Here is a 15285-nt window from a genome sequence, read left to right on the forward strand (position 1 = left end):
TCACTCTAGATCCAGAAGCTCCAGGATTTAGAGGTTTGAAATCTGAAAATTATGATCACTTTTTCGAGATTAACTGTGTTTCTATTTCAATCCCGTCGCCAGGATTTAGAGGTTTGAAAGTCCGCAGCAGGATTCCCATTATCAGCAATTGATGAGGGTTTCAATCCCGTCGCCAGGATTTAGAGGTTTGAAAGTGTAATACCGGGCTCCTGTGCCGCTTCTCTTTCATGTTTCAATCCCGTCGCCAGGATTTAGAGGTTTGAAAGTGTTCTTAGGAAACAATATCCGAACTGAGTACGAGGTTTCAATCCCGTCGCCAGGATTTAGAGGTTTGAAAGTTGGATAAACCCGGAAACGGGCCAACTTCATCAGGTTTCAATCCCGTCGCCAGGATTTAGAGGTTTGAAAGTTGAGCCACTTGCCAATGGCGGCCGAGGTGACTCCAGTTTCAATCCCGTCGCCAGGATTTAGAGGTTTGAAAGAAGGAGCAGCGGGGGCGTGTGTTGGAGGCTCCTGTCTCCAGTTTCAATCCCGTCGCCAGGATTTAGAGGTTTGAAAGTCCCCATACTCCGAGGTTAGCCTCCTTGGCACGATGTTTCAATCCCGTCGCCAGGATTTAGAGGTTTGAAAGTCTTCCCGGCGACAACTTTTTGCTGATATTCAATCGTTTCAATCCCGTCGCCAGGATTTAGAGGTTTGAAAGACGGAGAGCGATCGCGACCCGAACATTCACTATTACGTTTCAATCCCGTCGCCAGGATTTAGAGGTTTGAAAGGACACAACAGACCAGGAGCCAGCAGACCGAGCCAAGTTTCAATCCCGTCGCCAGGATTTAGAGGTTTGAAAGAGTGGTGGTCGAATCGATATAAGCTTATCTTAGCACCACGTTTCAATCCCGTCGCCAGGATTTAGAGGTTTGAAAGAGGAAAGCCAAAGTGGGAGCGACTTGGTGCTTAATCGTTTCAATCCCGTCGCCAGGATTTAGAGGTTTGAAAGCCGAGCTGGGCCCAGCAGTAGCCGCCATGTGCGGCGCTGTTTCAATCCCGTCGCCAGGATTTAGAGGTTTGAAAGGGCGGCCATTTCCAAGAGCAACGGGGCGGCCTCTCCGTTGTTTCAATCCCGTCGCCAGGATTTAGAGGTTTGAAAGAAAGAGAAATCCTGATTAGCCCTGATTTCCGGCTTGTTTCAATCCCGTCGCCAGGATTTAGAGGTTTGAAAGTTGGCTGGGATATTCCTGGAAGGTATGGCTGGGTTTCAATCCCGTCGCCAGGATTTAGAGGTTTGAAAGAAGTGCCCAAGCGATGGCAGCGATTCAGGGATTCCGTTTCAATCCCGTCGCCAGGATTTAGAGGTTTGAAAGGGTGTCTGGGTTGGGGCGATCGGCAAGGATTTAGGGTTTCAATCCCGTCGCCAGGATTTAGAGGTTTGAAAGGGGGCATTGCCGAAACCCTTGCCTGTCATGGGTTCGTTTCAATCCCGTCGCCAGGATTTAGAGGTTTGAAAGTGCATGGCTTAACCTCATTAACTAACTGCATTTATTAGTTTCAATCCCGTCGCCAGGATTTAGAGGTTTGAAAGTCTGGCGATCGCAGTCCAATCAATTCGAGTCGGAGAGTTTCAATCCCGTCGCCAGGATTTAGAGGTTTGAAAGTCATAAGGGCGATCGCGTCAGGATAAAGCGTGGACTCGTTTCAATCCCGTCGCCAGGATTTAGAGGTTTGAAAGTCGAAGACGCCAACCGCTCTGTGATAATGAGAGAGTTTCAATCCCGTCGCCAGGATTTAGAGGTTTGAAAGTCCTTTCTAAGTCGGGGCTCTGGGCTTTGTATAATGTTTCAATCCCGTCGCCAGGATTTAGAGGTTTGAAAGCGATGGATTGCTCACTATCAACCTGGAAAGGGTTGAGTTTCAATCCCGTCGCCAGGATTTAGAGGTTTGAAAGTTCACGGGCGGGACGGGGTACCGATCGTGGATTGACGCGTTTCAATCCCGTCGCCAGGATTTAGAGGTTTGAAAGAGCCCAGTTGCGAGAAGCTGAGAGTTATCAGCTTTGGTTTCAATCCCGTCGCCAGGATTTAGAGGTTTGAAAGGGCTGTTGGTTCTCGTGGTTGATGCTTTCCATTCTACGTTTCAATCCCGTCGCCAGGATTTAGAGGTTTGAAAGTTGGTGTCTGGGTTGGGGCGATCGGCAAGGATTTAGGGTTTCAATCCCGTCGCCAGGATTTAGAGGTTTGAAAGCTTCGACTGGGAGGAAGCCGTTGAGTCTGAGGCTCCTGTTTCAATCCCGTCGCCAGGATTTAGAGGTTTGAAAGTTGAGGCTGCTCCATTTCTGGCGATCGCCCCTTGTTTCAATCCCGTCGCCAGGATTTAGAGGTTTGAAAGCAAATCCTGGAGGACTACCAAATGCAAAACCTAAATGTTTCAATCCCGTCGCCAGGATTTAGAGGTTTGAAAGATGAAACTCTTTTGGGGGTTCCCAGTTAATCTTTGCGTTTCAATCCCGTCGCCAGGATTTAGAGGTTTGAAAGAGCAGCAGATGTATTTTTTTTAAGAAGATATTTTAGTTTCAATCCCGTCGCCAGGATTTAGAGGTTTGAAAGTTGCTCGCTATCGTTTCTCGCTTGCCCAAGCTCCGATGGTTTCAATCCCGTCGCCAGGATTTAGAGGTTTGAAAGCGGATTTTATCAATTCGAGATGGGAGGGTAAGAGCATGTTTCAATCCCGTCGCCAGGATTTAGAGGTTTGAAAGGGGCGCTCGGGCGATCGCCTTTGGCTCCGGGCCACCGTTTCAATCCCGTCGCCAGGATTTAGAGGTTTGAAAGCTGGGGTGGCAGAAGTGGGATTGCGCCGGAGCACGTTTCAATCCCGTCGCCAGGATTTAGAGGTTTGAAAGAAATGCAGTTACCCCCAGAGACAGCGAAAAAGTCCGTGTTTCAATCCCGTCGCCAGGATTTAGAGGTTTGAAAGACTGCATTTGTTTTTGCATTTGCCCCTCGCACCTCTGTTTCAATCCCGTCGCCAGGATTTAGAGGTTTGAAAGAATAAAGCCGTAGCTTTCGTTCCCTTTTTCCCGCTGTTTCAATCCCGTCGCCAGGATTTAGAGGTTTGAAAGATCACAAATACTCTGTTATTTCTACTTCAATATCTGTGTTTCAATCCCGTCGCCAGGATTTAGAGGTTTGAAAGCTTTTACATTTATGGGAGGAACCGGCTATGATTCCTGTTTCAATCCCGTCGCCAGGATTTAGAGGTTTGAAAGGCAATGCCGCCATTGGGTTGGTGGAAATGAAATCCGTTTCAATCCCGTCGCCAGGATTTAGAGGTTTGAAAGGGTAAATTCGCCTTAACATTTCCCAATTATCTCGGTTTCAATCCCGTCGCCAGGATTTAGAGGTTTGAAAGAAATAACATGACCGGGAAGCCTGGCGTCGCTTTTGGTTTCAATCCCGTCGCCAGGATTTAGAGGTTTGAAAGTGGAAGTTTATTCCGACGGCCAAGATTCCGAATTGTTTCAATCCCGTCGCCAGGATTTAGAGGTTTGAAAGTGAATGCTTTCCCCAAAGTTAAAGCCCTGGGATTGTTTCAATCCCGTCGCCAGGATTTAGAGGTTTGAAAGGGTAATTCTCGGCAAGGCCATAGAAATCAGTTTGGCGTTTCAATCCCGTCGCCAGGATTTAGAGGTTTGAAAGATTGAAACCTAAAACATCAACGAGGACGAAACATCAAAAGTTTCAATCCCGTCGCCAGGATTTAGAGGTTTGAAAGTCATTTCCTCCTTGGGGGTTTCCCCCTGAACTGGCGTTTCAATCCCGTCGCCAGGATTTAGAGGTTTGAAAGCGGGAGTTGATTCCTCACGTAATGGGGACATTGAAGTTTCAATCCCGTCGCCAGGATTTAGAGGTTTGAAAGTGACCCTCACCCTCGGGGCCTTGATAACGTTCGCCCTGTTTCAATCCCGTCGCCAGGATTTAGAGGTTTGAAAGTTTGAAGATAGCCGGTCGGTTCGGGAAATTTTGGCGTTTCAATCCCGTCGCCAGGATTTAGAGGTTTGAAAGTCGGAAGTTAGAGCAATTAAGAGACGTACTCCAGTTTCAATCCCGTCGCCAGGATTTAGAGGTTTGAAAGCCCCTCATTCCGAAGCAAAATAAAAGGGGGCAAACCCGCGCGTTTCAATCCCGTCGCCAGGATTTAGAGGTTTGAAAGTTTAGCGTGCGGTTAAGGTGGTTCTGCGATGATAGTTTCAATCCCGTCGCCAGGATTTAGAGGTTTGAAAGCTAGAGCTACCTCCTGTCGTGAGTGTGTCATAGAATCGTTTCAATCCCGTCGCCAGGATTTAGAGGTTTGAAAGGGACCGAGGGAGGAATTGCGGCTATTTCCGAGGGAGTTTCAATCCCGTCGCCAGGATTTAGAGGTTTGAAAGGAGGAGGAGCGACCCTGCCTGGTTCAATACAAGTTTGTTTCAATCCCGTCGCCAGGATTTAGAGGTTTGAAAGTCAAGATTTTCAAATCCTTTGTCGACATAATGTAAGTTTCAATCCCGTCGCCAGGATTTAGAGGTTTGAAAGTTTTCGATGAGGATTTACAAGAATGTGTTCCTTGTTTCAATCCCGTCGCCAGGATTTAGAGGTTTGAAAGCACTAAGGAGGCTAATTAGGCAAGGACATTTAATTGTTTCAATCCCGTCGCCAGGATTTAGAGGTTTGAAAGGAGGGTTCGTCCATCTCTAGCACGCAATCCATAGTTCTTGTTTCAATCCCGTCGCCAGGATTTAGAGGTTTGAAAGCGTGGAGATAGCTTCTTGTAGGCAGTTTTGGGACTGTTTCAATCCCGTCGCCAGGATTTAGAGGTTTGAAAGGACTAGAAGAGCTGTCAAGGCGACTACTAATTGTGCCAGTTTCAATCCCGTCGCCAGGATTTAGAGGTTTGAAAGTAGCGGCACATCTAGGACATAGTGTGAGCGTCTGCTGTTTCAATCCCGTCGCCAGGATTTAGAGGTTTGAAAGGCTTGAATAATCAGCGAAACGCTTGTGATGCGCTCTAGTTTCAATCCCGTCGCCAGGATTTAGAGGTTTGAAAGATATAGAGGTGTTAAGCCGAATGGAAGAAGGAAAAGTTTCAATCCCGTCGCCAGGATTTAGAGGTTTGAAAGAACAAAGACTCTGGAGCGATTTTAGTCATGGGTAAGGTTTCAATCCCGTCGCCAGGATTTAGAGGTTTGAAAGTAGAGGACTACAAACCTGGTCAACAGCGCCTGGGATGTTTCAATCCCGTCGCCAGGATTTAGAGGTTTGAAAGGATTTCGGCGGTTTCGCCGGCAACCCAAATTGGATCGAGTTTCAATCCCGTCGCCAGGATTTAGAGGTTTGAAAGTCGCAGCCCCCCATCATTTTCTCCTATCCTCTTATATAGTTTCAATCCCGTCGCCAGGATTTAGAGGTTTGAAAGTTTGTAGCTTGAGTGGAGGCAAGACTGGACCTAGAAAGTTTCAATCCCGTCGCCAGGATTTAGAGGTTTGAAAGAGAACTGGGGGCAATTGCCACGCTTCTTGAATTGCACGTTTCAATCCCGTCGCCAGGATTTAGAGGTTTGAAAGGCGACGGCGGCTCGCTCAAACCATTCTTCCTCGAAAGTTTCAATCCCGTCGCCAGGATTTAGAGGTTTGAAAGCTGTATTAGCGCCTGCGAGAATCAATATATATGCAAGTTTCAATCCCGTCGCCAGGATTTAGAGGTTTGAAAGGTAAAAAGTGCCGCCCGATTTATCAGAAAAAAAGATTTGTTTCAATCCCGTCGCCAGGATTTAGAGGTTTGAAAGAAAGAGCGGGTCAAACACCTAGAATCTTACATGAAGTTTCAATCCCGTCGCCAGGATTTAGAGGTTTGAAAGATGACTGTATTCTTTGTACTAGATAGTAATCTGGAGTTTCAATCCCGTCGCCAGGATTTAGAGGTTTGAAAGGAAGCTGTCCGCTTTATCGCCGCCATCAATGGACATGTTTCAATCCCGTCGCCAGGATTTAGAGGTTTGAAAGCCGCTTCGAGAAGGAGGGGTACGAAGAAGAGAAAATGTTTCAATCCCGTCGCCAGGATTTAGAGGTTTGAAAGCGCAAGACTCCCTTGAGAGGATGTACATCAAAAGCTTTGTTTCAATCCCGTCGCCAGGATTTAGAGGTTTGAAAGATAGCGATTTACCCAACGCCGCCGTACCCCGTCGAAGTTTCAATCCCGTCGCCAGGATTTAGAGGTTTGAAAGTGTAGGCGATTTCTTGTTGAAGATGGAGTGCTATGTTTCAATCCCGTCGCCAGGATTTAGAGGTTTGAAAGGCAAATCTGTAATCCTTTTCAGCAAGGATTTAAGGTTTCAATCCCGTCGCCAGGATTTAGAGGTTTGAAAGACGGGTGCGCCAGATTCGTCGAAGCCGATTGTTGGTTTCAATCCCGTCGCCAGGATTTAGAGGTTTGAAAGTACCATTAAATTTACCATAGGCTTTATAGAGCTACAGAGTTTCAATCCCGTCGCCAGGATTTAGAGGTTTGAAAGTGTTTTGTCAACTTCGGTTGACATTCGGCATAAAGTTTCAATCCCGTCGCCAGGATTTAGAGGTTTGAAAGAATAGCTGCGTTCTGTGCGAGCTGATTGATGGCAAGTTTCAATCCCGTCGCCAGGATTTAGAGGTTTGAAAGACGTGAGCTTTCAACAAGGTAGCGAGTGCTTTCTCAGTTTCAATCCCGTCGCCAGGATTTAGAGGTTTGAAAGAGTAATTTTGAGCCGATTACGGGAACGGCAATCGACAGTTTCAATCCCGTCGCCAGGATTTAGAGGTTTGAAAGGCCAAGCCCCAGCCATTGCACCACTCGGGATAAAGGTTTCAATCCCGTCGCCAGGATTTAGAGGTTTGAAAGCCGCGCCCCCCAAGAGCAAAAATCCTATCATCGGGAAGTTTCAATCCCGTCGCCAGGATTTAGAGGTTTGAAAGCGAGAGTTAATTCCTCACGTAATGGGGACATTAAAGTTTCAATCCCGTCGCCAGGATTTAGAGGTTTGAAAGTGGGGCATCAAACGAGCACGACCCATTGACTCTTTCCGTTTCAATCCCGTCGCCAGGATTTAGAGGTTTGAAAGAGTTGCGCGCAGACATATAAGCCCGCAAAACCCCGCGTTTCAATCCCGTCGCCAGGATTTAGAGGTTTGAAAGAGTAGTGGTGGTTGTCCTGGTTGTGTTCCTGCTCGTTTCAATCCCGTCGCCAGGATTTAGAGGTTTGAAAGCCTGTGGCTCACAACACCCGCCCCACCTGCATTCTGCCATAGAATTTGACGAACCCACACCATAACCCAGAATCTGACCAAACGTACTACAAAATACTACAAAACGCAAAAGCCGAAACTATTGAATTGTCGAGGTTCTGACGATTTGACGAACCCCCCAGGGATTACAACCCCGCTGAAGTTCGCCAAACCTCTCCTCTCATCATAGAACGATCGCCGACACTTGACGAGGCCGGTCAGACCCATAAACAACCGTTCGCTTCACCGAACCCCGATCCAACACATAAATCCTCAAACAATCCTCCTCCGGCTGAATCAACTCATCCAGCCTCACTCGCAAACGGGCAAACTGGACAGCCGTCAGAAAACACTCAAACACACTATACTGCACCCGAGTCCCATACCCCGACAGCAAATCATGCAGTCGCTTGCGTCGCTTATTCGCCGCGCGATTGTCAGGCAAATCGTAAACCATCAAATAAAATAACGTATCTCGTCGCATCACAGACTCACTCATCGCCGCACTAACGGTCGATACGACACGCCCTCCTGTAAATGACGCGCAAACAACCGAGCCTGTAACTCGATCGCCCGCCGATAAGTACAGCGATAGCCAAACAGCGGATGCTTAAACTCATCCATCATTTTACGCTCAAACGCCTCCAAAAAACACCGCCGCCCCCCATCCGACAACCGATAGGTTCCCAAACTCTCCTCAAAATCCGACAACTGCAACTCTCCCAAATTCACCACCGACAACACCAAACTATCCGCCACCAACGGCCGAAACTCCTCCATCAAATCGAACACCATCGCCGGCTGTCCCCGAGTGGTTTCATGCAAATAGCCCACATAGGGATCTAACCCCGCCAGATGCACCGCCGCCGTCACCTGTACCCGTAACAACCCATAGGCAAAATTCAATAACGCATTCACCGGATCAGTCGCTGGACGATGGCGACCAGTAAATGTCCAAGGAGACTTCAACAGATCGGACCAACAGCCAAAATACTCCCGCGCGGCTAATCCCTCAATCCCTCGGGTGGCATTGATATCAGCCTGTTTCGCCACCGCAGCTTTCCGACTTTTCAGAGGATTCTCCTTCACCCCCCGACGATACAACAATCCGTATTGATTGTGAATTTTTCCGGTCACAATCTCCTGGACAATCGCCAAACGCTGCTTCTCATCACAATAAGCCCGATACTGGGCCAAGCGTAACTGACCATTGCGAGAGTGTCCCGGTAAGGCTGACCCCAAATACTTGCCAAACCGGGTTAAATAATGAACCGATAACCCTAGCTCCAAGGCATAGGTGAGAGCATCTCCCGTAATCCCCGGATTCCCCATCAACACGACCTGCTCGACGGTTTGTGCCGGAATTTGTTGATAGACCCAACTCTGATCATCCTGCTTCAATCCCACCCGAAACGCCTCATACTTCTTACTCAAAATAGCATCAGGCTGGGTAATATATAAAACACTCATGGTCTTAGCTCCAAAACAAAACAACTCAAACAATACACTCACAAACTACGCAAATAACGGACTTCCCTCGGTAAACAAATCTTCTCCAAACTGCAATCGCGGCATTTTTGCCGTCGGCTTAGAGGCTCTGGCATTGGCTCATACACCGCCGCTCGTGCTGCTGCGATCGCCCCCTCCGTCGCCTCCCTCAACTGCGGGGTAAACTCCACCCGTTGACGGCGACGATTCCCGTGGTAGAAAATCTCCCCAAAGGCGATCGCCCCCCCAGTTCGTTCTTCCAAACACAACGCCGCTGCACAAAGCTGAAAAAAATCATTCAAATGCTTCGCCATACGACCCTTCTTATATTCCAAAGGAACCTGACCCTCAGGGCGCTCCTCCACCGCGTCAATAATGCCCTTAACCCCTAGGCGATCGCTCCAAACCCACTGCTGCTGGTGAATCGTTATCTCCCCCTCCTGTCGCGTCTTCACCTCATCAATATGGCGGTGCAAATGGCGACCGAGAATAATATGTTCATTGTCCAGCAATTCCCCCAACACATATTCCAGATAAAAGCGTCGAGGGCAATACTCCCAAGCGTTCAAAAAAGCTAACGGTAAATACTCATCCATCTGTCTTTCTCCTAACTCCAAACTCATCAAACTCAGGTCATTGCGGCTGCAATTTCGGCCGGGGTTTTTGCCCCACCGTTCCCCGACCCCGTTTCAATACCAGTTCCGTATAGCCAAATCCCTGAGCCGTCTTACGTCCAACCCCAGCAAACTCAGCAAATCGCGCCAAAATACTGGCATAGTCCTGAATATAAGGATCGGCAAAGCGGTAACGCACCCAACCAACGGCCCCAATTTCCACCCCACCCTGTCCTTTCCAAGCTTGGCTTTTGAGGTCATAAGCCGCCACCCAACCGGACCAGTCCAACTCGGGAATTTGCACCGCTTCTGGGGCAAAATAGTTCCAACGTCGCCGCAAACCGTCAAAGACTAACTCCGGTAACGGGAACATCTGAATCCCCTGCTGTTGCTTAAAACTCATGGGAGAGTGAAACCGTAGTTCCACATCCGTTCCTAACCCATCTTGAGCGGCTAGAGCTTCATAACTGCTAGCCTGAACCCGAGGATCACTCCCAGGAATCGCATTCACCCGCTCGAGTTTAAAGGTCAAATCCGCCCAGGAACAGACCTGTTGTTCCCCAGAACAGAGTCCCGCAAATAACGGTTGTAATAGCTCACCCTGTAAGATGCCGATGCTCAGATGAACCCGATCGCCCGCTCGCAGCCGTGGCGATCGCGTCCGTAACGGCGACAGACTAAAAGGAGTCAGATTCGCATCATGCACCTGACGAGCCAACTCGGGGTTCCCCACCTGCAACCATTGCATCACCTGAGCATGTAACGCCCGCCCCAACAAGTCGGGAAGCGTCTGGCGATCGCAGGACACAAAATCAACCGTAATTCGATGTAACGCCGTTTCAGTCATCTTGAACCTCAGTAAACAATAAATCCCAACCATCAATCTCTAGGACGTTGAGCCATGATAGTTGGCCCCATAACGAGAACCATAGGGTAGATTGAGTGTTCTAGGCAGTTCCCGGTCCTGTCGCCAGAGGTCCCAGGCTGGCCCCCGCAGTGCCAGATACTCCCCCGATAATTGCGATCGCCGCAACAGACTCGCCGGAGGCATCACCACCCGGTCATAAAGATGCACCCTTGTTTCGGGGGGTAAATCTAACGGGTTCAGGGGGTGGTCACAACAATAGTCCCCACAATCAATCGTTTGACATTCAGACGGAATTGCCTCCACCTCAACCTGCACTTTGGCGGCCCATTTCCCCAAACGAATCCAACGGGGAATCACCACCGTTTCCGGGGCCAGAATATAAGTGCGAAAGCGACTTCCCACCGCCAACTCTTTAGCCCGACCATAGTTAATGGGATAATTGCGGTCAGCCCCCTTCTCCCCAAATTGCTTCGATTTCCCGTAATAGGTCGTCTGAGCCGCCTTAAAGGTATTGATTTGATAGGACCATTGCAACGGTTGAGCCGGAAACACATAAATGTCCAGGTCGCTTAACACCTCCAGGCGGTTTTCTGCCGTTGGATGAAAGTAACTGGGTCGCTGAGCCGCCTCTCCAGTCAGTCGATACATTTGTGGCAGTTCTCTCCCAGAAAATAGAGCATAACTCAGCCCCCAATTGTGAAAAAACTTCTCCGTTTCAAATAATAACCCCATCTCCCGTGAGGCAAAAAACACATTGTCATGAAGGGTCAGAAGGCAAGAATATAGCATCATCATTAAAACCGTAAGCGAGACTTGAAAATCCGTTGCGGGAGTTCCCATTCGGTTTGCCCACAACCCAGCCTCAGCCCCAAAAATGGGGCTGAGGTTAACTTAGAACATCAGCCGTTATTTCTTGCCTTTTTTCTGAGTGGGTTTGGCTTTGGCTCCATGAGTTTGTGCATAGTGATGCGTCTGCTGATTGAGGCTTGTTAGAATCGCCGCGATCGCCTCATCATCTTGATATAAACCCTTGACATATTTCATAGCTTGTGCTAATTCATCTCCAAACAAAACCTGAGTTTGACGCACCGGTTCCTCAGCCAACAACTCCCTGACAGTGGTTTCAGCCAATGACTTCAACTCATCAATTCCTGGAATCTGCCCTGGATTCTCCAACTGGTCATAAAGCGCTTGAGTCAACCGTAAATTACTGAAGACTTCCCCATCACAAAAAGCAATTCCCACCAGGTGATTCGTCATGGTTCCCGTCCGAGACTCCTGAGCACCATAACGCCGAGTCCGCAAGAGATTTCCTAATAAATAGATAAACCCCTCATAGGTCACATCCCGCAAGGTTTCAACCACCGGAAACGTGATTTCAGGAATGACATGATCCTGTTCATTGATGGAGTGACGCATCACACCCCCCTCGCTCATCGCCCCCGCTTCTGAAGGCGCGTTGAACGTCATACTTTGGTGAGAGGTTTCATAGGGAGTCAGAGAAAAGGCTGAATCCGAATAGACTTTCGACCGTTCCGCACCACTATCGCCAATGGCAAATCCGTAGAGAATACAATCGGGACATTGTTTACAAGAATTTTCACCATTATAGGCACAGTAATTTTCCGCATCTTCCGCTTGACTGGTAATGTCAAAAGTCCGTAACAGTTCTCGACCCGTGAGCCGTTCAGGGGTCGTCTGTTTCCGTTTAAACATCACCAAACGGTTGAACGTATCACGATGTTTGCTGAGTCCCGCTTGGGTGCGAGCCGTATTCAGAACCCCGTCGGTTTGAAACACTGGAAAAGATTGGCTGTGACGGAGAACAAAGAGATGGATATAGTGACCCGAAGCCACCCGAGGAAATTCTTTGACAAAGTGTTGTTTGAGATGGTCTAACATGATTCGTTTGGGTAATTGGTAATGTACAACGTCGGGGCAATCCCTTGGGGTTGCCCGAAAACACTGAGATTATGACCGTTTCTTGCCCCTATCTTGGGTCTCATCCTGTTCCTCCAGAGTCAAAATTCGGTAAGCGAATTCCGCCCCAGATTTAATGCGGTTGCGGTTTTCTTGTAAAAGAGCGCGATCGCCTTTATAGTGACGCTCAAAGAGTTCCTCAACGCAAAAGGTGGTAAACTCCAAAACCGCTTCCAACTCCTGTTGAAATCGAACCTGATAATCCAGAGACTTATCCAACAAAAGGGGGCGAGTATAAGCCGGTTGACGGTCGATGGCATCTTTCAGTTGTCCCGCCGCTTGCTGAATGATATCATCCCGTTCTAGGTGGGGAGGAATCGCTAAAATTGCCCCCAGCACCTTCGTCAACGGTAAAAGAATCGCATGACTCGAATCCGTTAATCGGACTTGATAAAAGCGGCGGTATCGAGTGACCAACTCTTTTGTAACTGAGAGTTTTTCTGTCATGAGTCCATTATCCTGAGCAAGTTGTTGAGCAAAAAACCAATATCGGCGTGCTTCTGCGGGGTTGGCATCTCGGCCCTTTGCCCGCAAGCCTGCATCCGCTAAAACAAACACATTTAAAACATCACTCATCACCTCCCGAACGGTATTTTTTAAATCTTGCCAACGGGGATCTGGCGGACTACTCCGACTATCTAAATGTAAGCTATAGACAATCAAAAGCCGCGTTAGCAAGGGGTCAATTTCTTGGATGCGGATGCAACCCTGAGACTCCGTCACGGATGCAGATAACAAATCCCAAAATCCCCCAGCCCCGTCAATTTGAGCCGCCCCCAGAAAATCGCGATCGCTCCCATAGAGTGGCACATGACTACTACTCGCGGTGACGCGAACTCCTAATAATCGTGGTAAGGCTAAGGACAAAAATAACGGAACCACCCAAGCTTCGGTTAAGGTTTTCTTCTTGACCACTTTGGTGATTAACGTGGCAACAAAAGTTAAATCTCCGCTATCATAACGACGGGATTCAGGCGACTTGGCAAAACGTCCCGCTTCCGACTCCTCAGGAAGCCAATTTAAGTGATAAAGAACCCTTAAAAGCCCCGATTCTTCTCCCGATGTTTCCGGTAAACAATTCTTAATCCAAGCCTCATTGACTTTCCAAAGATTAAGAGTTTGGACAACATCTTGACAAAACACGCGAATTGCCCTAATCGTTTGGGGAGAATAGACATAGGCGGGAAACAGATAGAGGAAAACTGGCTTTTCCTCCTCAAAACGTCCTGCACTGGCTGACCAACGGGCTTGCCGGAGCAACATTTCTAATGCCCAAATCTTGGAAATTCCCCGTTTAATCTGTCGTCCTCCCAAGGCATTTTTATTACTATATTGCTGTGGCTTAAAAAGAACCACCGAATCCAACTGATCTTCCGAGGGAAACTCCCCGGAACTTAAGGTACAAATAGGCTGTTTGCCTTGACGAGTTTTCGCCTCACTGTAGCGGTCTAATTCCTGGGAAAAATCGCCCAAATAACTGTCCCAACCCGAGAGGTCTAAATAGCTGTCCAGATAGCGGTCAAACACCTGCTGCGTGGGACTTTCATAGGGAGGGAGGCGATCGCCCCGTTCTCCCCAGTCCACAATCGCCTCAGCCAACTCCTGCAACTGGGCCTGTAGCTGGTCATCATCCCAACCGGAATGACGGGCCAGAACATGGGCCGCTAGGCGATACCAGCCATAATTGACTCCCCCCAGCACAATCTCAACCTGATCCGGCGTTAACACCCCAGCCAGTCCCCAATAGTCAATCACCCAAGGGACAAACTCGGGAATGGCCGCAAAAAACTGCCGCTGCACAAACAAGAGAAACTCAGCCAAACGGTCCGCCCGTAAATCACTGTAGGCCTTAATCTCTAACCACTCCGCCTCACTGAGATCACCCCGTTGTTGCAATTTCGCTAACCGCTTGGGCGTTGCTGGAACCTTGGCATTTTGCACCTTCGCGAACACCACCAGAGGCAGCCCCCGGATTAACTCCGCCGGAGGAATCAATTCTAGGGCTTGGGGCGCTACTTTCACCCCCTTTCCGTCCCGTTTAAAACCAATATCCCCTTGAAACATATTGTCCGCGAGAAGTTTCCGTATTTCATCCCAGAGATAGGTTTTCAGGGATTCTCGCTCCGGAACTTCAGCGTTCTTGGGGCAGAGATAGATCACCCCCTGGGCGAAAAATGCCACCGGTTGCCAATCTTGCTTACGGGCAAAGGTCATGACCGTATTATGGATAGCGTTAGTTAGAATGCCGATGGTATCCCGTAGGCGGTGATAGCGAAATCTTAGGGGACTCCCTAACCCTCTTAAATGCTCTTGCAACCGTTGTCCTGAGGATTCCGTTTCCACATCAGCGGGATCCTTCATGTGAACGGTAATGTCGCCAATGGCTGACAGATCCCGCAATTGCCATAACCGTCGTGAATCGAGGTAGAGGTCTCCATACTCTTGCCACTCCCGCAGATGAGGATTAGTTGCACATTTAAACTGGGTATTTTGGGCAAGAAAGGCCACAGCCACCCGAGCGGATTGCCAATCGGGCCAGAACTCCTGGAACTGGAGTTTTGCCCCCAAATCGCTACAGAGATTGAGAATATCGGCAATTTCATGAGCTTTGGGCGCACCCTCTCCATTGGCATGACAGTATTTGTTGTAGTCATGGAGAGTCTGACCGAGACAAAGAACCCGTTTTTCCGAGTCGTTGAGCCGGAAGAGGGTTTCAGCGAGGTTCCAGGCGATGAGTAAGCCGTTGAGACAATGGACACAGAGGTTTTGGTCGGGGCGGCGACTATAGCGTTGGGCCTGTTCTTGGATGCGGGCGATCGCCTCGGGGTCCTTGACCTGGGAGGCGTTGAGTTGTTGCCGCAGTTGGTGTTCATGAAGCCGTCTTGACCCTCCCTGGGCGGAAATGCCGCCAAATTCCCGTTCCATGGCGGGAACAACCTGGGCAATGTAGGCTTGCAAAATTGGGTCAGTCTCAGCGGGAAGGGTGGTGGTCAGGAGGGTTTGTAAGAGTGTTGTCATGGGATTGGATTGGATTGATGAAGGCAAAATTAG

The 15285-nt window shown here is 48.9% G+C and carries 7 protein-coding genes and 1 CRISPR repeat array; all 7 genes read right to left on the minus strand.

The annotated features are described in order from the left end of the window. The first annotated feature begins 83 nt into the window (after positions 1-83). A CRISPR array of direct repeats spans positions 84-7266; the repeat unit is 37 nt; unit sequence GTTTCAATCCCGTCGCCAGGATTTAGAGGTTTGAAAG. Positions 7267-7468: 202 nt separating this feature from the next. After that, entirely contained in the window at positions 7469-7768 is a 300-nt protein-coding gene (gene cas2, locus NEA10_RS18765; protein WP_508506410.1) for a CRISPR-associated endonuclease Cas2, read from the minus strand. Positions 7769-7779: 11 nt separating this feature from the next. After that, the gene (gene cas1d, locus NEA10_RS18770) at positions 7780-8754 is read right to left on the minus strand and encodes a type I-D CRISPR-associated endonuclease Cas1d (protein WP_252662864.1); all 975 of its coding nucleotides are present in this window, start codon (positions 8752-8754) and stop codon (positions 7780-7782) included. Positions 8755-8792: 38 nt separating this feature from the next. Then, complete coding sequence (gene cas4, locus NEA10_RS18775) at positions 8793-9368, minus strand: CRISPR-associated protein Cas4 (protein ID WP_252662865.1); 576 nt, start codon at positions 9366-9368, stop codon at positions 8793-8795. A gap of 37 nt (positions 9369-9405) precedes the next feature. Beyond that, positions 9406-10233 carry a CRISPR system precrRNA processing endoribonuclease RAMP protein Cas6 gene (cas6, locus tag NEA10_RS18780; protein ID WP_252662866.1) on the minus strand — a complete coding sequence of 276 codons (828 nt, stop codon included), beginning with the start codon at positions 10231-10233 and terminating at the stop codon, positions 9406-9408. A gap of 39 nt (positions 10234-10272) precedes the next feature. Continuing rightward, entirely contained in the window at positions 10273-11094 is an 822-nt protein-coding gene (gene cas5d, locus NEA10_RS18785; protein ID WP_309494413.1) for a type I-D CRISPR-associated protein Cas5/Csc1, read from the minus strand. A 66-nt stretch (positions 11095-11160) separates the two neighbouring features. After that, positions 11161-12156: a type I-D CRISPR-associated protein Cas7/Csc2 gene (cas7d, locus tag NEA10_RS18790; RefSeq protein ID WP_252662867.1), complete on the minus strand. Its 996-nt coding sequence runs from the start codon at positions 12154-12156 to the stop codon at positions 11161-11163. A gap of 69 nt (positions 12157-12225) precedes the next feature. Continuing rightward, positions 12226-15252 (minus strand): type I-D CRISPR-associated protein Cas10d/Csc3, encoded by a 3027-nt coding sequence (gene cas10d, locus NEA10_RS18795; RefSeq protein WP_252662868.1) that lies wholly within the window; start codon positions 15250-15252, stop codon positions 12226-12228. Positions 15253-15285 lie beyond the last annotated feature (33 nt).

Origin of the sequence: Phormidium yuhuli AB48, from assembly GCF_023983615.1 — a bacterium.
GTDB lineage: Bacteria > Cyanobacteriota > Cyanobacteriia > Cyanobacteriales > Geitlerinemataceae > Sodalinema > Sodalinema yuhuli.

Coding starts and splice junctions, on each gene's coding strand:
- cas2 (WP_508506410.1), bottom strand. CDS start 7,768: ATGCGACGAGATACGTTATTTTATTTGATGGTTTACGATTTGCCTGAC.
- cas1d (WP_252662864.1), bottom strand. CDS start 8,754: ATGAGTGTTTTATATATTACCCAGCCTGATGCTATTTTGAGTAAGAAG.
- cas4 (WP_252662865.1), bottom strand. CDS start 9,368: ATGGATGAGTATTTACCGTTAGCTTTTTTGAACGCTTGGGAGTATTGC.
- cas6 (WP_252662866.1), bottom strand. CDS start 10,233: ATGACTGAAACGGCGTTACATCGAATTACGGTTGATTTTGTGTCCTGC.
- cas5d (WP_309494413.1), bottom strand. CDS start 11,094: ATGGGAACTCCCGCAACGGATTTTCAAGTCTCGCTTACGGTTTTAATG.
- cas7d (WP_252662867.1), bottom strand. CDS start 12,156: ATGTTAGACCATCTCAAACAACACTTTGTCAAAGAATTTCCTCGGGTG.
- cas10d (WP_252662868.1), bottom strand. CDS start 15,252: ATGACAACACTCTTACAAACCCTCCTGACCACCACCCTTCCCGCTGAG.